22 protein-coding genes are annotated in these 23,347 nt (G+C 46.7%); all 22 read left to right on the top strand.

Translation table 11 applies throughout. The annotated features are described in order from the left end of the window. The first annotated feature begins 43 nt into the window (after nt 1-43). The 22 genes from dpsA (at nt 44) to KB186_RS02795 (ending at nt 23,346) form a co-directional block, all read left to right on the top strand. The gene (gene dpsA, locus KB186_RS02900; protein ID WP_173607982.1) at nt 44-946 is read left to right on the top strand and encodes a dipicolinate synthase subunit DpsA; all 903 of its coding nucleotides are present in this window, start codon (nt 44-46) and stop codon (nt 944-946) included. Beyond that, a complete protein-coding gene (locus tag KB186_RS02895; RefSeq protein WP_007719213.1) occupies nt 943-1,539 on the top strand; it encodes a dipicolinate synthase subunit B in 597 nt (198 codons plus the stop codon). The genes dpsA and KB186_RS02895 overlap by 4 nt, the downstream gene beginning before the upstream one ends. Nucleotides 1,540-1,596: 57 nt before the next feature. Then, nucleotides 1,597-2,637, top strand: a complete 1,041-nt coding sequence (locus KB186_RS02890; RefSeq protein WP_173607981.1) for an aspartate-semialdehyde dehydrogenase — start codon at nt 1,597-1,599, stop codon at nt 2,635-2,637. 11 nt (nt 2,638-2,648) lie between these two features. Next, nucleotides 2,649-3,875 (top strand): aspartate kinase, encoded by a 1,227-nt coding sequence (gene dapG, locus KB186_RS02885; protein ID WP_173607980.1) that lies wholly within the window; start codon nt 2,649-2,651, stop codon nt 3,873-3,875. 56 nt (nt 3,876-3,931) lie between these two features. Beyond that, nucleotides 3,932-4,798: a 4-hydroxy-tetrahydrodipicolinate synthase gene (gene dapA / locus KB186_RS02880; protein ID WP_173607979.1), complete on the top strand. Its 867-nt coding sequence runs from the start codon at nt 3,932-3,934 to the stop codon at nt 4,796-4,798. Between the two features lie 145 nt (nt 4,799-4,943). After that, entirely contained in the window at nt 4,944-6,620 is a 1,677-nt protein-coding gene (locus tag KB186_RS02875) for a ribonuclease J (protein WP_173607978.1), read from the top strand. A gap of 121 nt (nt 6,621-6,741) precedes the next feature. Beyond that, the gene (locus KB186_RS02870; protein ID WP_221869153.1) at nt 6,742-7,566 is read left to right on the top strand and encodes a ClpP family protease; all 825 of its coding nucleotides are present in this window, start codon (nt 6,742-6,744) and stop codon (nt 7,564-7,566) included. Next, the gene (locus tag KB186_RS02865; RefSeq protein ID WP_173607976.1) at nt 7,563-7,793 is read left to right on the top strand and encodes a YlzJ-like family protein; all 231 of its coding nucleotides are present in this window, start codon (nt 7,563-7,565) and stop codon (nt 7,791-7,793) included. The genes KB186_RS02870 and KB186_RS02865 overlap by 4 nt, the downstream gene beginning before the upstream one ends. Before the next feature lie 220 nt (nt 7,794-8,013). Beyond that, nucleotides 8,014-10,392 (top strand): FtsK/SpoIIIE family DNA translocase, encoded by a 2,379-nt coding sequence (locus KB186_RS02860; protein WP_330873219.1) that lies wholly within the window; start codon nt 8,014-8,016, stop codon nt 10,390-10,392. A 239-nt stretch (nt 10,393-10,631) separates the two neighbouring features. Beyond that, nucleotides 10,632-11,357 (top strand): GntR family transcriptional regulator, encoded by a 726-nt coding sequence (locus KB186_RS02855; protein ID WP_173608375.1) that lies wholly within the window; start codon nt 10,632-10,634, stop codon nt 11,355-11,357. 57 nt (nt 11,358-11,414) lie between these two features. Beyond that, entirely contained in the window at nt 11,415-12,458 is a 1,044-nt protein-coding gene (locus KB186_RS02850) for a BMP family lipoprotein (protein WP_173607974.1), read from the top strand. 93 nt (nt 12,459-12,551) lie between these two features. Further along, nucleotides 12,552-14,093 (top strand): ABC transporter ATP-binding protein, encoded by a 1,542-nt coding sequence (locus KB186_RS02845; protein ID WP_173607973.1) that lies wholly within the window; start codon nt 12,552-12,554, stop codon nt 14,091-14,093. Beyond that, nucleotides 14,086-15,159, top strand: a complete 1,074-nt coding sequence (locus KB186_RS02840) for an ABC transporter permease (protein ID WP_232773059.1) — start codon at nt 14,086-14,088, stop codon at nt 15,157-15,159. Before KB186_RS02845 ends, KB186_RS02840 begins: the two co-directional genes overlap by 8 nt. After that, the gene (locus tag KB186_RS02835) at nt 15,159-16,118 is read left to right on the top strand and encodes an ABC transporter permease (protein ID WP_173607972.1); all 960 of its coding nucleotides are present in this window, start codon (nt 15,159-15,161) and stop codon (nt 16,116-16,118) included. Before KB186_RS02840 ends, KB186_RS02835 begins: the two co-directional genes overlap by 1 nt. 128 nt (nt 16,119-16,246) lie before the next feature. Further along, the gene (locus tag KB186_RS02830) at nt 16,247-17,425 is read left to right on the top strand and encodes a stalk domain-containing protein (RefSeq protein ID WP_232773058.1); all 1,179 of its coding nucleotides are present in this window, start codon (nt 16,247-16,249) and stop codon (nt 17,423-17,425) included. 53 nt (nt 17,426-17,478) lie between these two features. Beyond that, a complete protein-coding gene (locus KB186_RS02825) occupies nt 17,479-17,634 on the top strand; it encodes a hypothetical protein (protein WP_007719195.1) in 156 nt (51 codons plus the stop codon). A 210-nt stretch (nt 17,635-17,844) separates the two neighbouring features. After that, entirely contained in the window at nt 17,845-19,140 is a 1,296-nt protein-coding gene (gene yfmF, locus KB186_RS02820) for an EF-P 5-aminopentanol modification-associated protein YfmF (RefSeq protein ID WP_232773057.1), read from the top strand. Nucleotide 19,141: 1 nt separating this feature from the next. Next, complete coding sequence (gene yfmH, locus KB186_RS02815; protein WP_173607969.1) at nt 19,142-20,434, top strand: EF-P 5-aminopentanol modification-associated protein YfmH; 1,293 nt, start codon at nt 19,142-19,144, stop codon at nt 20,432-20,434. A 7-nt stretch (nt 20,435-20,441) separates the two neighbouring features. Further along, nucleotides 20,442-21,179, top strand: a complete 738-nt coding sequence (ymfI, locus tag KB186_RS02810; protein WP_232773056.1) for an elongation factor P 5-aminopentanone reductase — start codon at nt 20,442-20,444, stop codon at nt 21,177-21,179. 100 nt (nt 21,180-21,279) lie between these two features. Next, nucleotides 21,280-21,549, top strand: coding sequence for a DUF3243 domain-containing protein (locus tag KB186_RS02805; RefSeq protein WP_048033399.1), 270 nt, complete (start codon nt 21,280-21,282; stop codon nt 21,547-21,549). A gap of 108 nt (nt 21,550-21,657) precedes the next feature. After that, the gene (locus KB186_RS02800; RefSeq protein ID WP_173607967.1) at nt 21,658-22,437 is read left to right on the top strand and encodes a YmfK family protein; all 780 of its coding nucleotides are present in this window, start codon (nt 21,658-21,660) and stop codon (nt 22,435-22,437) included. A 12-nt stretch (nt 22,438-22,449) separates the two neighbouring features. Continuing rightward, complete coding sequence (locus KB186_RS02795) at nt 22,450-23,346, top strand: helix-turn-helix domain-containing protein (protein ID WP_173607966.1); 897 nt, start codon at nt 22,450-22,452, stop codon at nt 23,344-23,346. Nucleotide 23,347 lies beyond the last annotated feature (1 nt).

Genomic DNA, 23,347 nt, shown 5'->3' with positions numbered 1-23,347 from the left:
CGATCATTTAATGCAGTAAAATGTGTGGAAAGGGGAACGCAGCATGCTAACGGGCATACATGTTGCCTTCATCGGCGGAGACGCTCGCCAGTTGGAAGTCATTAAGCGATGCATACAACTGGATGCTAGCGTCACGTTAGTTGGCTTCGACAACCTGGAAAGTAATTTTACAGGGGCAACGAAGAAACCATTAACATGCGATGTGTTGAAAGACGTGGACGCCCTCATCCTACCCATCGTAGGGACCGATGATCAAGGATACGTGGAAAGTATTTTCTGCTCCAAACAACTGCAGTTGCTAGACGAACATGTGGCAAGTCTGCCGGGTCATTGCGTGGTTTACACGGGAATGGCAAAGCCTTATCTGAAAAAGCTGTTGGCTTCCACACAGCTTCCTCTCGTGGAGCTTTTGGATCGTGATGACGTAGCTATCTATAACTCTATCCCTACTGTAGAGGGAGCGTTAATGATGGCGATTCAACATACGGATATTACGATTCATGGATCACAGTCAATTGTTTTGGGATTGGGCCGAACAGGTTTGTCCATGGCTCGAGCATTGCATTCGTTGGGAGCCCGCGTAAGAGTTGGAGCCAGACGTCAAGAACACTTGGCACGCATTTATGAGATGGGATTGACTCCCTTCCATATAAGCGAAGTAAGGCAACAGGTTACGAATGCTGATTTCATTTTTAATACCATCCCGCAATTATTACTCACGGCAGAAGTGATTGCTCAAATGCCTCAATCGGCGTTTATACTTGATCTTGCCTCCAAGCCAGGGGGAACAGATTTTCGTTACGCTGAGAGACGAGGTATCAAAGCTCTTCTTGCTCCCGGATTGCCTGGAATCGTTGCACCTAAAACCGCTGGACAAATTTTAGCCCAAACATTGTCTCGTCTGATTGCGGATCAAAGGAAAGCGCCAGGAGGGGATGCAACATGAGTAAGCTTCAGGGAAAGACCATTGGATTTGGTTTGTCTGGATCGCATTGCACCTTTGAGGAAACGATGCCGCAAATTAAGCGATTTGTGGATGCTGGAGCACGGGTGGTTCCGATCGTATCGAACACGATTATGACCACGGATACACGCTTCGGTACTTCGCAAAGCTGGCAGCAACAAATCAAGGAACTGACGGGGGAAGAGCTTATTTCGACTATTCCACAGGCTGAGCCGTTGGGACCTTCCAAGTTGTTGGATGTCATGCTGATTGCGCCTTGCACAGGGAGTACGACGAGTCGACTGGCAAATGCCATTACGGATAGTGCCGTACTGATGGCGGCTAAGGCTACCATGCGTAATTTGCGACCCATCGTGATTGCCATATCCACCAATGATGGTCTGGGATTAAATGCAGCCAATATTGCCAAGCTGTTGGCTGCGAAAAATATGTATTTCGTTCCGTTCGGGCAGGATGCTCCGGATAAAAAACCGAATTCGCTTGTAGCTCGTATGGATCTACTATTAGAAACATGCGAAGCAGCTTTGGAAGGTCGACAATTGCAACCCTTGCTCATCGAAAGATTTAACTACTAATAAGACTACAGAAAAAACAATTAACCTGCTTTTTCGCGATTAGGAGGAGAGTAAGAGATGGCAAACCAACTGACTTTCAATGTTGCTGTAGTCGGTGCGACTGGTGCAGTCGGACAGCAGATGATTCAACTATTAGAAAAGCGCAACTTCCCAATCAAACAGCTTAAGCTGCTTGCTTCTGGACGTTCTGCAGGAAAAACAGTCACCTTCAAGGGGCAAGAAATTGTACTGGAAGAGGCGACTCCAGACAGTTTTGCAGGGGTTGATTTCGCCCTGTTTAGTGCTGGCGGATCGGTCAGCAAGGAACTGGCTCATCACGCAGTACGTCATGGCGCGGTTGTCATTGACAATACCAGTGCATTCCGGATGGACCCAGATGTCCCTCTCGTTGTGCCAGAAGTAAACATGGATGCTGCGCTCGCTCATAATGGAATCATTGCGAATCCGAATTGCTCTACGATTCAGATGGTTGCCGCTCTAAAGCCCCTTTATGATCGTTTTGGTATAGACAGAATTATCGTTTCTACTTACCAGGCAGTATCCGGTGCAGGTCAATCTGCGATCAATGAATTGCTCGACCAGAGTCGAGACATTTTGGATGGAAAAGAACCGCAGTGTAACGTACTTCCCGTAGGCAAATTGCCTGTACATCATCAGATTGCGTACAACGCGATTCCGCAGATTGATGTGTTCACCGACAATGGTTTTACTTATGAAGAAATGAAAATGGTCAATGAGACCAAAAAAATCTTCGGTGATGACACTGTACTTGTTTCAGCTACTTGCGTACGTATTCCAGTGGTCTACGGCCACAGCGAGTCGGTATATGTAGAGCTGAAACAGGATTACGATCTGGCAGAAGTAAAGGCCCTGCTGAAAGACGCTCCGGGTATCGTGTTAGTAGATGCGCCGGAGGAACAGCAGTATCCACTCGCTACTGATGCAACAGGCAAACTGGAAGTATTCGTGGGCCGGGTGCGTCGTGATCTCCATCATCCTCGTGGACTGCATATGTGGATCGTTTCTGACAATCTTCTCAAGGGTGCAGCATGGAATACAGTACAAATCGCTGAAGAACTCATAAAAGCAAGAGTATAGGGGAGAGGTTAGTGAAGATTCTCGTCCAGAAGTTCGGTGGTTCTTCCTTGACGACGGAGGATTGCCGGATGCGGGCAATCTACCATATGGAAAAAGCAATTGATGAGGGCTATGCCCTCGTCGTTGTCGTATCGGCGATGGGACGCAAAGGCGATCCATATGCAACCGATACACTTTTGCAGTTGGTTCGAGCGAACGGGAACCAACTGCCGAGTAGAGAAATGGATATGCTGATGCATACCGGAGAAATCATCTCTGCTACAGTCATGTGCAGCATGCTGAATGCACGGGGAATTAAAGCGACGATTTTGACAGGCGGTCAAGCAAATATAGTGACGAGCGACGACTTTACAAATGCACAAATCATGTCGATCGATCCAAGTCGCATTTTGCAAGACTTGCAGGAAAATCAAGTTGTGATCGTTCCAGGATTTCAGGGGCGTACAGCCGAGTGGGAAATTACGACACTGGGACGGGGCGGAAGCGATACGACTGCTACCGCTCTCGGTGTCGCCTTGAAGGCTGAAACGGTGGATATTTTCACCGACGTGGAAGGCATCATGACCGCAGACCCGCGTATCGTTGAAGAAGCGCAGCGGCTCGGTATGGTGACCTACACGGAAATTTGCAACATGGCTCACCTGGGTGCAAAAGTTATTCATCCTAGAGCGGTGGAGATCGCGATGCACGCAAACGTGCCGATTCGTGTTCGCTCTACGTTTTCGGACGACCCCGGTACACTTGTTACGACGATGCTGGAGATCGGGAAGATGGGCTACACTGTAAACGATAGAGTCGTTATGGGAATTGCTCATGTACCGAACATTACCCAAATCAAAGTCGCGAACAAAGAAGGGTCTTATGATACACAGCTACAAGTCTTCAAAACGATGGCAACCAATAACATCAGTGTAGATTTCATCAATGTGAACCCAATGGGTGTTGCTTACACGGTCCATGATGAAATGGGAGAAAAAGCTGCTCGTCTGTTAACAGAAATGGGATACGAGCCGCAGCTTTTGCCGCATTGCGCAAAAGTGTCCGTGATTGGTGCAGGGATGACGGGCGTGCCCGGCGTGATGGCGAGAATCGTGGAGGCACTTACACAAGAAGACATTCAAATTCTTCAATCGGCAGACTCTCATACTACCATCTGGGTACTCGTGCATGAAATGGATATGGTGAAGGCGGTTCGCGCTCTTCATCAGCAGTTCAACCTGCATGTTCAACATATGTAAGAGCATATCCTGACTTTAAATACCTACTGATCACGATAAGAGGAGTTGGAGAGGTAGTGGCACGTTTTGGTCGACTGGTTACCGCTATGGTAACGCCTTTTAATGAGCAGCTACAGGTCGATTACGATAAAACAGAGCGACTGATTGACCATTTGATTGCAAATGGTTCAACTGGAATCGTATTGAGTGGTACCACGGGTGAATCACCAACTTTATCCCGTACGGAGAAACTCGACCTTTTCCGACATGTGGTTTCTTACGCAAAAGGAAGATGCCACATCATTGCAGGAACAGGCAGTAATGATACAGCCTCAAGCATTGAGTTCACCCAAGCTGTACAATCCATTGGCGTAGACGCTGTCATGGTCGTTGCTCCTTATTACAGCAAGCCATCACAGGAAGGACTATACGCACATTTCAAGGTATTATCGGAAGCGACCGAGCTGCCCGTGATGCTTTATAATGTGCCAGGAAGATCCGTCGTCAATATGACTGCTGAAACGACACTTCGTTTGGCAAAACTGCCTAATGTAGTATGCATCAAGGAAGCCTCCGGCAATTTGTCGCAGATGGCGCAAATCATTGAGCATGCACCGGAAGGCTTTGAGCTGTACAGTGGCGATGATGGATTAACCTTGCCGATCCTGTCTATCGGGGGAGTGGGCATAGTCAGTGTGGCGAGTCATGTAGTTGGCCGTCTAATGACAGACATGATGGACGCCTTTTTTGCCGGTAACTTAACGGAGGCAGCAAGACTCCATCGCAAGCTGTTGCCGATTTTTGAGGGCCTCTTTGCATACCCGAGCCCAGGACCGACCAAGGTCGCTTTAGAAAAGCTCGGCGTTCAAGTTGGAGGCGTTCGACTGCCATTAGTCGAGCTGAACGAACAAGAAAAAGCATTCGTTCATTCTCTGCTTGTTTAACTCCATAGAAGATCAAGAGCCATTCCTGCCTGGGATGGCTCTTTTTCCTTGTGTTCATGATTTCACTTCGGGTATAATAAGAACAAGTGATTTGGGGCGGTTTTTTTGAGTGGACATGACAACTAAATATAGGAGGTTACACGTTTTGGCAAAGTCGAATCACTCTGTTCTCGTTTTCGCCCTGGGCGGAGTCGGCGAAATTGGGAAGAATATGTACGTGGTACAAAGCGGTGACGACATCGTAGTGATTGATGCCGGATTGAAGTTCCCAGAAGAGGAAATGCTGGGGATTGATATGGTTATTCCGGATATCACCTACTTGGAGGAACATCGCGACAAGGTTCGGGGTATTATTATTACGCATGGACATGAAGACCACATCGGCGGCCTCAGCTACGTGCTGAAGCATTTGAAAGTCCCGGTTTATGCGACAAAACTTACCCTTGGTTTAATTGATGCAAAGTTAAAAGAAGCGGGTATCCTAAACGAAACAAAACGCGTATTGATCAACAGCGACTCGGAAGTCGTTCTAGGAAAGATGAAGGCAACCTTTTTCCGTGTAAACCACAGCATCCCGGATTGTGTAGGGGTATGCTTGGATACGCCAGAAGGCTACATCGTTCATACAGGAGACTTCAAATTCGATCAAACACCTGTTAACAATCAGGTAGCTGATTTGGCAAAAATGGCGATGATCGGTGACAGAGGCGTTTTGTGCTTGCTCTCTGACAGTACGAATGCAGAACGGCCTGGATTTACCGGATCGGAACGCTCAGTGGGCAAAGCACTCATGGATGTGTTCAGCAAAGCACCTGGACGTATTGTTGTTTCTACGTTTGCATCAAATGTTCACCGCATTCAACAAGTGGTGGACGCTGCAGCACAGTTCAACCGTAAATTGACGGTTGTTGGCCGGAGCATGCAAAATGTCATTACTATCAGCAGAGACTTAGGGTACTTGTTGGTCCCTGAGGGCTTGATTGTTGAGATCGATGAAATCAACAAATTGCCTGCTGAACAAGTCGTTATTTTATCAACTGGAAGCCAAGGAGAGCCTATGTCCGCGCTCACTCGTATGGCCCGATCCGCCCATCGGAAAATTGACATCCTTCCAGGGGATACCGTTATTATTGCAGCCACTCCCATTCCAGGGAATGAAAAATACGTGGCGCGTACGATCGATCAATTATCGCGCATTGGTGCAGATGTCATTTATGGTGGCCATGGACCTAACGGAACCGTCCACGTCTCCGGTCATGGAAGCCAAGAGGAATTGCGCCTGATGCTTAACCTAATGAAGCCTAAATACTTTATTCCCGTTCACGGTGAATATCGCATGCTGAAAACACATGCTTTACTTGCTGAACAGGTTGGAATTCCTGAAGAAAACACATTCTTGCTCGATAACGGCGATACAGTTGAATTCTCAGGGGGCAAGGCCCGTTACGGTGGAAAAGTCCATGCTGGCAATGTTTTGATTGACGGCTTGGGTGTTGGTGATGTAGGAAACATCGTACTTAGAGATCGCAAATTACTGTCACAAGATGGCATACTGGTAGTTGTCGTTACACTCAGCAAACAAAATGGCACGATTTTGTCAGGTCCAGACATCATTTCTCGCGGTTTCGTCTACGTGCGAGAATCCGAAGAGCTGCTGGATGAGGCAAATCGCATAGTGACCCAAACACTTGTCAAATGCATGGAAGAAAATGTGAACGAATGGTCTTCACTGAAAAATAACGTGAAAGAGTCATTAGGCCGTTATCTGTACGAGCAAACGCGCAGACGTCCGATGATCTTGCCGATTATCATGGAAGTGTAGGATCACGATAAAGAGCTGGAAATCCTTTTGAAAAAGGGTTTCTGGCTTTTTTTGCCTTTGTGGGCGCATGATTTTTCCTGTCTTTATCCATACTACAGAGGAAAGTGAGGGAGGATCATCCATGTCGAATCAACAATTTAGCGATTTTTTAAATAGGCCGCCGTTTGCAAACACAGCAGTAAATAGTAAGGAATCTCAGCCACAATCACCCACTGATGATCAGGAGCCTGCTGCCTCGCCGCCATCAGAAGCACCCGCACAGGAAGACCCGAAGAAAAAACTGCTGGATTCCATTACGCAACTGGGCCAGACAAACGTTCCACAGCTCGAAAGCAATATTTATTGTATGACCGTCATCGGACAAGTAGAAGGGCATATTCAGTTGCCCCCACAAAATAAGACGACCAAGTACGAGCACCTCATCCCTCAATTGGTTGCGGCAGAACAAAACAGTAAAATAGAGGGCGTACTCGTTATTTTGAATACGGTTGGCGGGGACGTGGAAGCAGGCTTGGCAATTGCGGAAATGGTATCGTCCTTGTCCAAACCGGTAGTCACACTCGTACTTGGCGGTGGTCATAGCATTGGTGTTCCAATTGCTGTAGCTGGTTCGTACTCGTTTATTGCAGAAACAGCCACGATGACGATACACCCGATCCGTTTGACGGGTCTTGTAATTGGTGTGCCTCAAACGTTTGAGTACTTGGACAAAATGCAGGATCGTGTAGTAAGCTTTATCGCCCGTCACTCCAAAGTTTCAGAAGAAAAGTTCCGTGAGCTCATGACCCGTACCGGTGAATTGACACGAGACATTGGAACCAACGTGATTGGTGTAGATGCAGTAAAATACGGATTGATTGATGAAGTAGGCGGTCTTGGTAGTGCACTGAAAAAACTGAACGAACTGATCAAAGCGCAAAAAGGCGAGGAGAGTGTACTCCAATGATCCTATACTCCATCATTCCGATGGAAACGGTGTTTGAGAACATGGAGCAAGTGGAGAAACAAGAGCTCAAAGAGATAGCCGTGGGTCATGCCACGATGCTCATTGAGCAAACCGGACCGTTTGAAGGAAAAATCGTCAGGCTGATTAGTCCCAATCCGCAAGACTACCTGAAGGAACAATACGCACCTGGACAAAAAATTCAGTTTCAACCTGAGTGGCTTGCCTAAGAAGTCCTGTATTTCTATGAATTTCCTGTGTTATACTAGAGAAGTACGAACAGCAGCCGAACACGCGACGGCTGCCTTTTTTAACGAATAGGAATTTAGAAATTAAATTCCGGAGCGCATGGAAACTTTCCGCTATAACAGGGTCGCTCTACGTTGAAAAGGCCTCGATAGAGGTGTTCTAACCATTGGATACATAAGGAGTATAATGACGGGAGGAGGCGTGCCATTGAGTAGGAGAAAAAAAGAGCGTTCACAAGCGGCATTGGCCTCAGTTGTCAAAATAGAGCTGCTGGGACTTCTCATCATCGTGCTGTCCTTGATCGGGCTTTTGGAGAGTGGATGGCTGGGCAAAAATGTACTGGCACTTCTATTTCGGTTTATTGCGGGCTCATGGGATTTTCTCATTCCTGTTCTGCTAATCGGTATGGCCATACATATGATGTTTACCAGAAAGTCACCGAAGCTTACTTACCGCGTCTTAGGCATAGCGCTCATAGGTGTGGCGATTTTGACTTGGGATCACATGATATTGTACAAACAAATTACCGCAGATGGAAAATTTGCAGAGCAAAGCATTATTAAGGTTACATGGGACAGAATTTGGCTCGATCATGGTCAGAAAGTGTCCACCACCGGGGTAGGCGGAGGAATGATTGGTGCCCTGTTTTTTGCGGTGACAAATGGCCTTGTTGGAACAATCGGTACTGGTCTCGTGATTGTGTTCCTTTTCCTCGTGGGACTGATGTTTCTGTTCAATCTCTCTTATGTAAACATTTTGATGTTTGCCAAGGACAAGCTCGCTTTGTTTTACGGAAAGGCGAAGCATACAGTGAAGGACTCTGTACAGCTTTTGCAGGAAGAGAGCGAGAAGAGAAAGAAAGAAGCAAAGGAAGCGGAAGAGGCTCGCAAGCAAAAAGAATCGGAGGCAGAGAACGAGGCCATTGCTGTTACGGCGTTGAAAGAGCAAAAATCTCATCCACAGCCTGTCAATCAGGAGGAAGAAGTACAGCAACTAAACGCCCCATTAATTCGTGATTTTACAGATCGCATTGCGCTGGAAGAGGATGAGGAACCGATTCATCCTAGTCATCAAGCGAGAGCTGCACAACCGAAAACTAATCAGGAAATTACGTTTGCGCTCGAAGGAGAAGAGGAAATCTTCGGTACAATAAATACCGGAGAAGAACAAAATACCATGCCGTATGAGCTGCCAAGTCTGCAAATGCTTGCAAGACCCAAAGCGAGTTCAACAGCTAAAGACGTCGATCATACCTCAAATGCGGCAAAATTAGTGCAGACACTAAAGAGCTTTGGCGTCAATGCAACTGTTTCCGAGGTACATCGAGGACCAGCTGTTACACGCTACGAAGTTCAGCCTGCTACAGGGGTAAAAGTAAGCAGGATTGTTAGCCTGACGGATGATCTGGCTTTGGCATTGGCAGCAAAAGATATCAGGATTGAGGCACCAATCCCAGGAAAATCAGCTATCGGCATCGAGGTTCCGAACTCGGAGGTAGCGGTCGTATCATTACGAGAAGTGTTGGAAGCACCCGAGTATCAAGATGCGCCAGGCAAGCTTACCGTTGCTCTTGGCCGAGATATTTCCGGAGAGCCGATCGTTGCAGATTTGACCAAGATGCCGCATTTGCTTGTAGCGGGTGCGACGGGAAGCGGAAAATCAGTATGTATTAACGGATTGATCATGAGTATTTTGTTCAAGGCCAAACCGGAAGAAGTCAAGCTGATGATGGTTGACCCGAAGATGGTGGAACTGAATGTCTACAACGGAATTCCGCATTTATTGGCTCCAGTTGTTACTGATCCGAGAAGGGCTTCTGTTGCATTGAAAAAAGTCGTGGCCGAGATGGAACGGCGCTATAATTTGTTTGCCAAAACCGGTAGCCGCAATATTGAAATGTACAATGCACAAGTGGAAGGCACGCCACTTCCCTATATCGTCGTTATCGTCGATGAGCTTGCGGACTTGATGATGGTAGCTCCGGGAGAAGTGGAGGATGCGATTTGTCGACTCGCGCAAATGGCTCGTGCTTCCGGGATTCATCTCATCATCGCTACCCAACGTCCTTCTGTAGATGTCATTACAGGTGTGATCAAGGCAAATATCCCATCTCGCATTGCCTTTGGGGTGTCTTCGATGGCGGACTCCAGAACGATTCTCGATATGGGAGGAGCAGAAAAGCTTCTCGGTAGAGGTGACATGCTATCGCTGCCGATGGGGGCATCCAAGCCGACCCGTGTCCAAGGAGCTTTTGTATCTGACAAGGAAGTAGAAGAGGTTGTTCGTTTTGTAAAAGAACAGCAAGAGGCTCGCTACAATGAAGAGATGATCCCGGGTGACGTGCAGGAGGAGCAGCAGCCAGTTGTGGATGATGAACTGTACGACCAAGCTGTCCAAATTGTTTCAGAAGCCCAAACGGCATCGGCATCCTTGTTGCAGCGTCGTCTTCGTGTCGGTTATACGAGAGCGGCACGATTGATTGATATGATGGAAGCTCAAGGAGTAGTCGGTCCTTATGAGGGAAGCAAGCCTCGTGAGGTTCGTCTTCCACGCCCGTCCATAGAAAGTAATATTTCATAAAGAGAGACCTTGCCAGCATTTGTGTTGGTAGGGTCTTTTTTCCTATTTTAGGAGAAAAATCCCTGTCGAAATTAATCATTTTGCATTATTATTCATAAATATTTGGCTTGCATGATACTCGCCCCTCATGTAAAATTTCTAAGAGATTGACGGAAATTGTTGTTATTAAGTCTCATACGAATCAGAGGTCTGACGTCCTACCTGTTGGGATGGCTGAAGGACAGCAGGAGTGAATGATGATGAGCATCAAAGGGAATGTTCGATCACTGTTTCTCTTGGTAATGGACAAGATCAAGAGTGATATCGAAACCGGACTTCTTCGTCCTGGTGAACGCCTCCCTTCTGAAGCCGAACTATCGAAACAGCTTGGTGTAAGCAGGGCGACGCTTCGCGAGGCACTCCGACTTCTTGAGGAAGAGAAGATTGTCATTCGTAGACACGGTGTAGGTACCTTTATTAATTCAAAGCCTGTTTTTTCGGGTGGGATTGGGGAACTCTTTAGTGTGACGGATGCAATCGAGCGTCAAGGATATACGGCAGGAACCTTGATCCTGAAAACATCCTTTGGCGAATCTGCTGAAGAAGAGAGGAAGCGGCTGGCCTTAAATCCGGGTGAAGGCGTTCTCATCGTAGAGCGAATTCGAACGGCTGACGGTGAGCCTGTGGTTTATTGTGTGGACCGCATTCCTGCACATCTGGTGCCCGAGGGCTATGCGGCAAGTGGAGAGTCTATCTTCAAATGGCTGGAGAGCGTAACAGGGGTAAGGATCGCATACGCAGTAGCCGATATTGAACCCATAGGCTACAATGAAAAGGTTTCCAACCTACTGCATTGCGATAAATCTGCTCCCATGCTCTTGCTCAAACAGATTCATTACGACGAAAGTGAAAAGCCAGTGCTATACTCCCATAATTACTTCAGGGCTGACAAAATTCACTTTCATGTCGTACGGAGACGGTTGTAACAGTGGGGGCAACCTCACTCAACAATTTCATCAACTAAAAACAGGGGGTAATCTCAGATGAAGAAAGTTCTATCCGTGCTTTCTGTGGCAACACTCAGCCTGTCGCTCGTTCTCGCTGGCTGCGGAAGCAAAGAAGCACAGCCTCAAGGCCAAACTGGTAGCAATGGAGGCGCTCCAGCCGCTAAAGCTATCAAAGTAGGTATGGTTACAGATGTTGGCGGTGTAAACGACAACTCCTTTAACCAGAGTGCTTGGGAAGGGCTGCAAAAACTCCAAACCGATATGAATCTCCCGAAAGAAAACGTAAACTATCTGCAATCAAAATCAGATGCTGACTATGTACCAAACCTGACTCAATTCGTAAAAGACGGTTGGGACCTGACTTGGGGTATCGGCTTCCTGATGGGTGACCACCTGAAAAAAGTAGCAGATGAAAACAAAGATGCAAAATTGGCGATCATCGACGCTGAAGTAGATGCTCCTAACGTAACATCTGTACTCTTTAAAGAGCATGAAGGCTCCTTCCTTGCTGGAGTAGTTGCAGCGAAAATGACCAAAACGAAAAAAGTTGGATTCGTGGGTGGCGTTGACATCCCGGTAATCAAACGTTTTGATCTTGGTTTCGAAGCGGGCGTAAAAGCTGTAGATCCAAGCATTCAGGTAGTTAAAGTTTACACGGGTGCTTTTGACAAACCAGACATGGGTAAATCTACTGCTTCCTCTATGTACGGTCAAGGTGTGGACATCATCTTCCACGCTTCCGGCGGTACAGGCGACGGTGTGTTCAACGAAGCAAAAGACCGTAAAGCTAAAGGCGAAAACGTATGGGTAATCGGTGTTGACAAAGACCAATCCCTGACTTTCGGCGACGAAGTCACATTGACTTCCATGGTAAAACGTGTTGACGAAGCAGTTATTCGTGTATCGAAAGACCTGTCTGAGGGTAAATTCAAAGGCGGAGTACAATGGCTAGGACTGGCTGAAAACGGTGTAGGTCTGGCTGACACTTCCACGAAGAACGTTCCTGAAGACGTATTGAAGCTGGTTGAAGAATACAAGCAAAAAATCGTTAAAGGCGAAATCACAGTTCCTGACAAGTAAAAACTAAGGAAGCTGCAAATGGACAAGGCTGGTTCGAGCTACTGGCCTTGTCCTTTACCTTCACACTAGACCCGAAAAATGGGGTGAGCATGCATGAACTCGGTAAAAAAAGTGGTTGAAATGAGAGGGATCACGAAACGGTTCCCAGGCATTGTTGCGAACGACAGTATTACGCTGTCTGTAGGTAAAGGTGAAATTCATGCGCTGCTCGGAGAGAATGGCGCGGGCAAGTCCACACTCATGAATATTTTGTTCGGTCTATATCAGCCGGATGAAGGCGAAATTCTGATTAACGAGAAAGTTGTAGAGATCACAAGTCCAAGGATTGCAAACGAACTTGGTATCGGAATGGTTCACCAACATTTTATGCTCGTAGAAACATTTACAGTCACGGAAAACATTGTGCTAGGAAATGAACCGAAAAACGGGTTGAAGATAGATATTCAAAGCGCTGAGAAAGCGGTAGAAAAACTGTCGAATCAATACGGGCTCAAAGTTGATCCGAGAGCAAAAATTCAGGATATCTCAGTAGGGATGCAGCAGCGTGTAGAGATTTTGAAAACGCTTTATCGCGGTGCCGACATCTTGATTTTTGATGAGCCTACGGCTGTATTGACGCCGCAGGAAATCCATGAACTTATCGAGATCATGCATAACTTGGTAAAAGAAGGTAAGACGATTATCCTGATCACACACAAGCTGAAAGAAATTATGGCTGTATGTGACGCGGTTACAATCATTCGTCGAGGAAAAGTCATTGACTCCGTATTGGTAAAAAATACGAATCCAGACGATTTGGCTGCGAAAATGGTTGGTCGTGAAGTGAACTTCCGCGTCGATAAAACGGAAGCAAAACCAAAAGAAACGATTCTTTCCGTAGAGAATTTGACAGCGATGGGTAACCGTGGTGTGAATGCGTTGAACAATCTCAGCTTAGAGGTTCGCGCTGGTGAAATTCTCGGGATTGCAGGAGTCGACGGAAATGGCCAAAGTGAACTGATTGAAGTTTTAACTGGCTTGCGTAAAGCAACAAGTGGGCGTGTCCTTCTTAATGGCAAAGAAATTACGAATCAAAGTCCACGTAACATCTCGGAATCAGGATTGTCGCACATTCCTGAAGACCGACATAAACGAGGATTGGTTCTTGATTTCACCATGAGTGAAAATATGGTATTGGAAACGTACTTCCATCCAACGTTTTGCAAAAACGGTTTTCTTGATTATGGCGCCATTGACAAGCATGCGGCCAAGCTTATCGAAGAATTCGACGTTCGGACTCCGAGTATTTACACGCCAGCACGAGCGCTCTCTGGAGGAAACCAACAGAAGGCAATTATTGCCCGCGAAGTGGACAAGAACCCGGATTTGCTGATTGCGGCTCAACCTACTCGTGGCTTGGACGTAGGGGCTATCGAATTTATTCATCGCAGGCTGATTGATCAGCGCGATCAGGGAAAAGCGGTTCTCTTGCTTTCCTTGGAGCTAGATGAGGTTATCAATGTATCCGACCGGATTGCGGTTATTTATGAGGGAGCCATTGTGGGGATTGTCGATGCAAAATCGACAACGGAGCAAGAGCTCGGCTTGATGATGTCCGGCGGAAAAGTAATGCAAGGAGGGGGAAACGATGAATAAAGTTATTGCGGTCTTCACGAAAGAATCGTTTCTCGTTCCTGCCGTTGCGATCATTCTTGGTCTTTTGACCGGAGCAATCGCAATGCTGGCAGGTGGATTTGATCCAATCGCTGCCTATACGGCTTTGATTAAAAAAGTATTTGGTAGTGCGTATAACTTTGGTGAAACGATTCGCCAAATTACGCCTTTGATCTTTACAGGTTTGGCTGTAGCTTTTGCTTTCCGTACGGGTCTTTTTAACATCGGGGCAGAAGGCCAATTTATCGTCGGGATGATTGCTTCTACTGTCGTAGGTGTTTCTTTTGACCTTCCAGCTATCATTCACGCTCCACTTGCGATCCTTGCAGGTGCTTTAGCAGGTGGTTTGTGGGGTGCCATTGCCGGTTATTTGAAAGCAGCACGTGGTGTCAATGAGGTTATTACCAGCATCATGTTGAATTGGGTAGCACTTTACTTTGCAAACTGGATCATGAATGCTTTCTTTATTCCAGCAGGCAAGCAAACATCGGAAGAGGTAAAGGATTCTGCGATCATTACTATCGGATGGCTCGCTGAAATGTTTGACAATGCTCGTTTGCACTGGGGTACACTCATTGCCGTACTCGCAGCTATTTTCTTCTATATCATCCTTTGGAAAACAAAATCTGGTTTTGAATTGCGTTCCGTTGGTTTGAACCCGAATGCTTCTGAGTATGCAGGTATGAATGTAAATCGTAATGTTGTAAAGGCCATGTTCATTGGTGGTATGTTTGCAGGGATTGGTGGAGCAACCGAGATTTTGGGCGTCTTCCACTATCAAGCGATTATGACGCAGCATACGGGCTATGGATTCGATGGAATCGCGGTAGCATTGATCGGCGGAAATACTCCATTCGGGGTTATCCTTGCTGCCATATTGTTTGGAGTTCTCACATTCGGTGCGAGCGGCATGCAGTTTAGTGCGGGTGTACCGTTTGAGTTAATCCGTGTCGTGATTGCTTCTGTTATTTTCTTCGTTGCTGCACATGGCATCGTGAAAATTTTCGTTAAGCCGATCTTGATGAAGAAAAAGGAAGGTGGAAACTGATGGATTGGGGATTAATTCTCAGCAACCTCGTTCATGATACCATCGTGTTTTCCACTGCCTTGATTTTTGCCGCATTGGGTGGATTGTACTCGGAGCGTTCTGGTGTCGTGAACATTGCGCTAGAAGGTATGATGATTATCGGTGCTTTTACCGGTGCCGTAATGACCTATGCTTTCCAAGATTCACTTGGTGCTTGGGCACCGTGGGTCGGATTTATAGCGGCAGGGATTGCTGGTGCTATTTTTGCACTCCCACATGCCGTTGCTTCCGTTACATTTAAAGCGGACCAGACCGTCAGTGGTGTGGCCCTGAACTTCTTGGCAGCTGGACTTTCCATCTACCTGACCAAAATTATTTTCAACGGAGCAGGTCAAACAACAACATTGACCACTGTATTTAACAAATTCAGTATTCCAGGATTGAGTGAAATTCCGTATATCGGACATGCCATTTTTGAGGCGTATCCTACTAGCTTTTTGGCTTTCATTGCTGTTTTCGTTACTTGGTATGTTGTATTTAAGACACCATTCGGATTGCGCTTGCGTTCAGTTGGTGAGCATCCGCGTGCTGCTGATACGGTAGGGATCAACGTTAAGAGAATGCGCTACACGGCTGTTATGATCAGTGGTATGCTGGCTGCATTGGGTGGAGCGACCATTTCTTTGACGACAACCAGTAACTTCTCCCATAACACGGTTTCCGGACAAGGGTTTATCGCGATTGCGGCCTTGATCTTCGGTAAATGGCATCCAATGGGTGCGATGGGAGCTGCATTGTTCTTTGGTGTCGCTCAAGCGATCAAGTCTTTGGTACAAATCTTCGGATTGACCAATTACATTCCTACTGAATTTATCTTCATGCTTCCGTACGTACTGACGATTCTCGTGATGGCTGGTCTGGTAGGACGATCCAGTGCTCCAGCGGCCCTCGGCAAACCTTACGATACGGGATCGCGTTAATCATTCGTTAACAAAATTTGGCGTCTAGAACCTGTCACTTCCCCTGTGCGATAATTTTTGTGACTGCTTGCGGTCAGCAAAAAACGGTCCTGTCCGTTTTTACAAATTGTTTGTGGGGAGGGAAAAAGATGAACCGCTGTCTACATAAGTACAGCAGTTATCGATGGAACAGGATTCTAGGCGCTTTTGTTTTTTGCCTGATGATAGCAGTATCCGGTGGAATGGTTTCAGCAAAAGAGCCAGGACCTGTCATTTCTGTCGTTGTCGATGGAAAGGGAGTCCAATCAGATGTATTGCCCATCCATCGAAATGGCCGAATGCTTGTTCCGATACGGGTAGTAGCAGAGGCAACAGGCTCAGAAGTAAGCTACGATGCCGCCACTCAAAAAGTCATGCTCAACAAAAAAAGCAAGCATATATCCTTTGCGATTGGCAGCCAGACAGCGTATGTAGATGGAAAACGATTGAAGATGGATGTCTCTCCAATCATTGTGAATAAGCGGACACTTGTTCCGATTCGTTTTATCTCTGAGGCATTTAGCTATCAAGTCCAATGGGATGAGACGTCGGCTGTTGCATACATACAATCCAAGTCTGTGGAAGACAAGGCTATGAGTGTGAAATACTCATTGAATCCCTATGTCGTTCAACAGGGTGATACCTTATCAAAAATTGCAGCTCGCCACGACACGAACATGAGTGCCATTCAGAAAAATAACCATCTTTCTTCTGATGAGGTACTGGTGGGTCAAATTTTATTTTTGCCAGAAGGTGCCCAAAGAGCTGAGCACCCCATTGCCACAACCGTTGCGGATGATCAATTGATTGGGAAACAATTTCGGTTTCCTTTCCACGATAATAGTTGGTATGAGCCGTATGGGGATAGCTTCGGATCCGATCGAGAGTGGACCGAGACGAATAGCGGCAGTGTTCGTAGTCACGAGGGCATCGACATAATGGCACCAAAAGGAACGCCGATTTACTCGGTATCCGATGGGACGATCAACAAAGTGGGCTGGAATACGTATGGTGGCTGGAGAGTAAATATTACAGATGAGAATGGTCAATATCGGATGTATTACGCTCATTTGCAGGCGTATGTACCAGGATTGTATGCAGGGAAAACGATAAAAGCTGGGCAGCTGATCGGTTTTGTTGGAGATACAGGCTACGGTGGAACTGGGACAGTGGGAATGTTTGAACCTCACCTGCATTTTGGCCTCTATCGTAACAGCACGGGGAAAGCGATCGATCCGTATGATTACTTGCGAATTTGGGAGCAAAATAAAGTAGATAGCGCCCTCTAAAATTTGGACAAACTACTACGGAGTACCTTCACGAATAAAAGGAGGCCCTTTGTATGTGGACATGTCCGTATTGTGGGGGAAGTCACGGCTTACCCTTTCACGATGAGCAGCTGGATGGCATGCTTTGTCTCTCGTCTGATTGCGGTCGATTTGTTGAAGAGCATAGCACATCGGATGATCCTCGAGACTGGGATGCAATGGATATGTAAGGAGAAGAGTGAACGGCCTTCGTAAGAAAGGTGCTGTTCGCTCTTTTTTTGTTCCATGGAAGCGCTGTGATTTGCGTATTATGGGACTTGCGTGAGCGCATAGGATGAAGCACTGGGATATATAATGGAAGATTCTGATGCTTGATGCCCTGACAATTGGTTACAATAGAGAAGAGTATGAGTATGCTGATGGAGAAGGGAGATTGGACTATGACTGCTTCTACGACCGAAATTGCATTTCAAAGCTCCCAAATCAATGGGATGAACGTACATATCCTTCCAACCGAAAAGTTCAAGACCACGACAATCGTGACGATGATTGAACAGGCGCTATCGGAGGAGCACGTAACGAAAACAGCATTGCTTGCAATGGTTATGAAACGTGCCAGCGCTCGTTTTCCGGAAACGAAGCAATTGCGAGCACATTTGGATTTCCTATACGGTGCCATTTTTGATGTAGATGTCATGAAAAAAGGCGAGCGGCAAATTCTGCAAATTTATATGGAAGTACCGAATGAAAAATATTTGTCCAATGAAGCCTCGCTTTTGGAGCAGGCCATCGAATTCGTGGGAGATATGCTCGTCAGACCGTATGTACAGGACAACGCTTTTTCCGAAAAGTACTTGGCACAGGAAAAAGAGACGCTACGAAAACGGATAGAGAGTTTGATCGACGACAAAATGAAGTATGCAAACCAACGCGTAACCGAAGAAATGTGCAAAGGTGAACCATTCTCTCTTCTCGTCCAAGGCCGTGTGGCGGATTTGCCGAAGATCACTGGTCAGGAGCTGTATCAATATTTTCAAGAAGTAACGACGACCAATCCGATCAATATGTTCGTGGTGGGCGATGTTGACCAACAGGAAGTAAGCGAGGCTATTCGCAAGCATATCCCGTTGGAGCGCTCCCAAGTAGGAGAACTGCAAATCGCATCGGCGGCGAAGGACGTGTCTGCTGAGCGCGAAGTGATCGATCGGCTCGATGTCAACCAGGCAAAGCTCAACATCGGCTGCCGCACGCAGATCACCTATAAGGATGATGATTATCCGACGCTGCTCTTGTTCAACGGGATTTTAGGCGGTTTTCCTCATTCCAAGCTGTTTGTCAATGTCCGTGAAAAAGAGAGTCTAGCTTACTATGCCGTATCCAGGCTAGAGAGCCACAAAGGGATTCTCATGATCATGTCCGGGATTGATGTTAGCAAATATCAGCGTGCGGTTGAGATTATTAAACAGCAGCTGGAACTGATGCAACAAGGAACCATATCGGACGAGGAAATGAGCCAGACTCGTGCCACTTTGTCAAACCAATTCCGCGAGCTTTTGGACAGTGCACGCGGCATGATTGATTTTACGTACAATGGTGTGATTAGCGGACGTCCTCGGAAAATCGAAGAGCTTTTGGCTGGGATCAACCAAGCAACAATTGAAGATATCAAGAAGGTAGCGAGCAAGGTGACGATCGACACGATTTATCTGCTGCGGGACAAGAAGGGAGAGGCATAAGATGCAGACCACTGTCTTTGATCAAGTAAATGAAACGGTATATCATGAAACTCTCCAAAATGGATTGCAAGTCTATCTGGTTCCCAAACAAGGCTTCAGCAAAACATACGCGGTGTTCACTACGCGCTACGGCTCCATTGATAGCCATTTCCGCACCCGAAGCGGGGAAGAAATCAATGTTCCCGACGGTATTGCGCATTTTCTTGAGCACAAAATGTTTGAGAAAAAAGATCGGGATGTCATGCACGAATTCAGTAAAAACGGGGCGAGCTGCAATGCGTTCACGAGCTTCAATCGTACAGCTTATTTGTTCTCGTGCACAGATAAGTTGGATGACAATCTGAATCTGCTGCTCGATTATGTTCAGGACCCATATTTTACAGATGCCAGTGTAGAAAAGGAAAAAGGAATCATCGGTCAGGAAATCACCATGTACGATGACAATCCTGACTGGAAGGTGTACATGAATCTTCTAAAGGCCATGTACCAGAAGTATCCTATTAACATTGAAATTGCGGGTACGATCGAGACGATCTCTCATATTACAAAAGAATATTTGTATCAGTGCTATGAAACGTTTTATCATCCTGCCAATATGCTCCTGTTGGTCGTGGGCTCCTTCGAACCTGAAGCGATCATGAAGCTCATTCGAGAAAATCAGGGAGCTAAGGAGTTTCCTCCTGCGCCACAAATCACGCGCGTGTTTCCAGACGAGCCATCAGCGCCAGCAGAGGCGAAGGTAGAAGCGTTTCTAACAGTTGGTCTACCCAAATGCATGATCGGAATTAAGGAAAAGGAAAACGGTCTAACCAAGGAAGCCTTGTTAAAACGCGAATTGACTACTAAACTGGTATTGGACATTGCGTTCGGCACTAGCTCCGCTGTCTATGAGCGTTTGTATGATAGCGAGCTGATTACGGAAAGCTTTGATTTTGACTACAGCAGTGAGCAGGATTATGCGTATACGATCATTGGTGGTGATACACCTGATCCAGAGCGTTTGGTGGAAACAATCAAAGCGGAGATCGAACAATTGAAGCAAGCCGGTATAGCCCAGGATGATTTTGAACGTGCGAAGCGTAAAAAAATCGGAAACTTCCTGCGTTCTCTAAACTCCGTGGAGTTTATCGCTAACCAGTTTACCAGCTTCAAATTTAACGGGAATGATCTGTTTTCCGTAGTGCCGACCTTGGAGTCGATCACACGCGAAGATGTGGAAAAACGTTTGAAGGAGCATTTTTTAATCGAGCAGATGGCTGTTTCCATCGTTCGTTCCGCTTCGCCACAGGAGTAATGTATTCATGTTCAAGCAAGAGACGCCATGGGCGTTAATTACGGGGGCTTCCGGAGAGATCGGGCAGGCGATTGGTGCCTATCTGATTGATGCGGGGGTTCCCCTTTATCTGCATTACAATCGAAATATGGAAAAATTGGAGCCGTTGGTGCAAAAATGCCAGGAGCGGGGCAATCCGTACGTTATCCTCCAGGCTGATTTACGGGACCCACATCAAATTGCCGCGATGTTTGCCCAGATGCAGGTTGCACCACTGTTGATCGTAAACAACGCTTCAGTGGATGATGTCGGCTTATTTACGGATGTGACCGTCGACAAATTCGATGAACTTATCGCACTCAATGTTCGATCCACTTTTTTGGTCTGCCAAGCTGCTGTTCCGGCCATGCTGCGTGCAAGGTATGGGCGTATCGTCAACATTTCTTCCATTTGGGGGCTGACGGGTGGTTCGTGTGAGGTGCTTTACTCCATGACCAAAGGAGCAATCAATACGTTCACCAAAGCCTTGGCAAAGGAAATGGCACCAAACGGAATCACGGTAAATGCAGTCGCTCCAGGAGCGATTGCTGGTGGAATGATGGAGCGCTTTTCTCCCGATGAAATGGAAATGATCGCGGAAGAAATACCAGCCAATCGTCTGGGACAACCATATGAGGTAGCCGCAGTCGTGCGCTTTTTGCTATCGGCGGATTCCAGTTATGTGACGGGGCAAGTGATTAGTCCAAACGGTGGATGGTACACGTAGAAGATAAGTATGCATGAATAAAATTCGAGAAATGATGGAATTCTACCTTTTGTGTGGGCAGCAAATCTGTTCGCAACGTACAAAAGGAGGGAATTTCCCTATGTCGATTCTTGACAATTTTAGCGACTGGAAAGCGTTTCTCGGAGATCGGGTAGAACAAGCGAAACAAGCCGGGATGGAAAGCGATACGCTTCAAAATGTAGCTTATCAAATCGGTAGCTACCTGTCTGAGCAAGTAGACCCGAAAAACGATCAGGAGCGTCTGTTGAAACAGCTGTGGGACGCAGGTGATCAACAGCAGCAACAAGCTTTGGCATCACTCATGGTGAAGCTTGTTCAGAATCGCAATGACGCGAACGCTGGCAGCTAGCCATTCAAATCCCCTCCTTTTGGGGATTTTTCTTTTCGCGATTGTCGAATGATACGAACGTGATATACTACATAAGAAGAGAATTCTGGTTGGCGGAGAGGATTGCATATGGAAGCGAAGAAAGAATGGTACATGGAGTATGAGATTGCCCGTAACCGTCCTGGTCTATTAGGGGACGTATCTTCTATTCTGGGGATGTTGAACATCAACATCGTGACGATCAATGGCGTGGATACCATGCGTCGAGGTATGCTGCTCTTGACCGATGATGATGAAAAAATGGAGGTTTTGCGCAACGTTGTGCAAAAAATGGACAACATAACCATAACGAGGTTACGTCCCCCGACAATGCTGGATCGTTTGGCTGTTCGCCATGGTCGCTATATTGAACGGGATAGCGAGGACAAAAAAACGTTTCGCTTTGTTCGTGAGGAGCTGGGCTTGCTGGTCGATTTCATGGCAGAAATCCTGAAGAAGGAAGGTCATCAGCTCATCGGGATTCGGGGAATGCCTCGCGTAGGAAAGACTGAGTCAATGATTGCTGCCAGCGTATCCGCCAATAAACGTTGGACATTTATTTCCTCTACTTTGTTGCGCCAGACGGTGCGCAGCTCCTTAGCCATTGATGAAATGTCTACTGATCATGTATATTTGATAGATGGAATTGTCTCAACGCTGCGATCGACAGAAAAGCACTATACCTTGCTTCGGGAGATTATGAACTTTCCTGCCGCAAAAATCATTGAGCATCCGGATATATTCGTAAGGGAATCAGAGTATCAACTAGATGATTTCCATTACATTATTGAGCTGCGTCATCATCCGGATGAAGAGATTACATATGAGCTTATCAACAATCGCGGCTTTGATAATTTCGAAATGAATTAAGGAGGGGCAGCTGTGTCTGAGCTAGGTCAAGTCCTGCAAAGGGCCCGCGAAGAAAAAGGAATCACGCTCGACGACATCCAACGTATCACCAAGATACAGCGGCGATATTTGGAAGCAATTGAAAGGGGTCATTTTCACGTACTTCCTGGCCACTTTTACGCGCGTGCATTTATAAAGAGTTATGCGGAAGCTGTCGGTCTAGACCCGAACCACATCCTGACTCACTTTCAGTCCGATTTGCCGGCCCAGCCACCTACAGAGCAAGTAGAGCGACTGCGTCGCAGAAGAGTTGCTTCAGCGAACAATCCATTACAAGCGGGGCGATGGGTTACCAAAACCTTGCTCGTATTGTTTATTGCCTTGATTATCGGGGTTATTTATTTCGCTGTCGTCAACAACAACGGTCAGTTGACTCAGCCAATGCCAGGTGGAACAGTTAACCCTGGAGCGGAAATTGTCACGCCTGACACTGGTGGTGGAGCGGCAACATCCCCGATTGCTCAACAACCGAAGCCTCCTTCTATTACCACACCGAATACTGAAACAGGAACAACCCCACCTGAGACCGTTACGGAAACTCCTCAGGCAACCATCACATTTGAATCGCAGCAAGGATCGATGTATAGCTATTCCTTGCAAGGTGGAGAAAAAATCACGGTTTATCTGAAGATAAAAGATGAAACGAGCTGGTTTGGTATTTCGGAAGGAAAAGGCAAAAAGTATGTTGAGCAGGGCACGCTCAAGAAGGATCAGGAAAAAACGATTGAGCTGGGGAAATCCGCTTATATTCGTTTGGGCAAACCGACTGTAGTGGAATTGAAAGTGAACGGAGTCTTGGTAGACACGTCTAAAATGAAGTCAATGCCGTCCAATATTACGATGAAAGTAAAAGAGGCGGTCACCCAGTAGG

The sequence above is a fragment of the Brevibacillus sp. AF8 genome, from assembly GCF_021270385.1.
Lineage (GTDB): Bacteria > Bacillota > Bacilli > Brevibacillales > Brevibacillaceae > Brevibacillus.
This window is presented reverse-complemented; position numbering and strand designations above follow the sequence as displayed.

Coding starts and splice junctions, on each gene's coding strand:
- dpsA (WP_173607982.1), top strand. CDS start 44: ATGCTAACGGGCATACATGTTGCCTTCATCGGCGGAGACGCTCGCCAG.
- KB186_RS02895 (WP_007719213.1), top strand. CDS start 943: ATGAGTAAGCTTCAGGGAAAGACCATTGGATTTGGTTTGTCTGGATCG.
- KB186_RS02890 (WP_173607981.1), top strand. CDS start 1,597: ATGGCAAACCAACTGACTTTCAATGTTGCTGTAGTCGGTGCGACTGGT.
- KB186_RS02870 (WP_221869153.1), top strand. CDS start 6,742: ATGTCGAATCAACAATTTAGCGATTTTTTAAATAGGCCGCCGTTTGCA.
- KB186_RS02865 (WP_173607976.1), top strand. CDS start 7,563: ATGATCCTATACTCCATCATTCCGATGGAAACGGTGTTTGAGAACATG.
- KB186_RS02855 (WP_173608375.1), top strand. CDS start 10,632: ATGAGCATCAAAGGGAATGTTCGATCACTGTTTCTCTTGGTAATGGAC.
- KB186_RS02850 (WP_173607974.1), top strand. CDS start 11,415: ATGAAGAAAGTTCTATCCGTGCTTTCTGTGGCAACACTCAGCCTGTCG.
- KB186_RS02845 (WP_173607973.1), top strand. CDS start 12,552: ATGAACTCGGTAAAAAAAGTGGTTGAAATGAGAGGGATCACGAAACGG.
- KB186_RS02840 (WP_232773059.1), top strand. CDS start 14,086: ATGAATAAAGTTATTGCGGTCTTCACGAAAGAATCGTTTCTCGTTCCT.
- KB186_RS02835 (WP_173607972.1), top strand. CDS start 15,159: ATGGATTGGGGATTAATTCTCAGCAACCTCGTTCATGATACCATCGTG.
- KB186_RS02830 (WP_232773058.1), top strand. CDS start 16,247: ATGAACCGCTGTCTACATAAGTACAGCAGTTATCGATGGAACAGGATT.
- KB186_RS02825 (WP_007719195.1), top strand. CDS start 17,479: ATGTGGACATGTCCGTATTGTGGGGGAAGTCACGGCTTACCCTTTCAC.
- yfmF (WP_232773057.1), top strand. CDS start 17,845: ATGACTGCTTCTACGACCGAAATTGCATTTCAAAGCTCCCAAATCAAT.
- yfmH (WP_173607969.1), top strand. CDS start 19,142: ATGCAGACCACTGTCTTTGATCAAGTAAATGAAACGGTATATCATGAA.
- ymfI (WP_232773056.1), top strand. CDS start 20,442: ATGTTCAAGCAAGAGACGCCATGGGCGTTAATTACGGGGGCTTCCGGA.
- KB186_RS02805 (WP_048033399.1), top strand. CDS start 21,280: ATGTCGATTCTTGACAATTTTAGCGACTGGAAAGCGTTTCTCGGAGAT.
- KB186_RS02800 (WP_173607967.1), top strand. CDS start 21,658: ATGGAAGCGAAGAAAGAATGGTACATGGAGTATGAGATTGCCCGTAAC.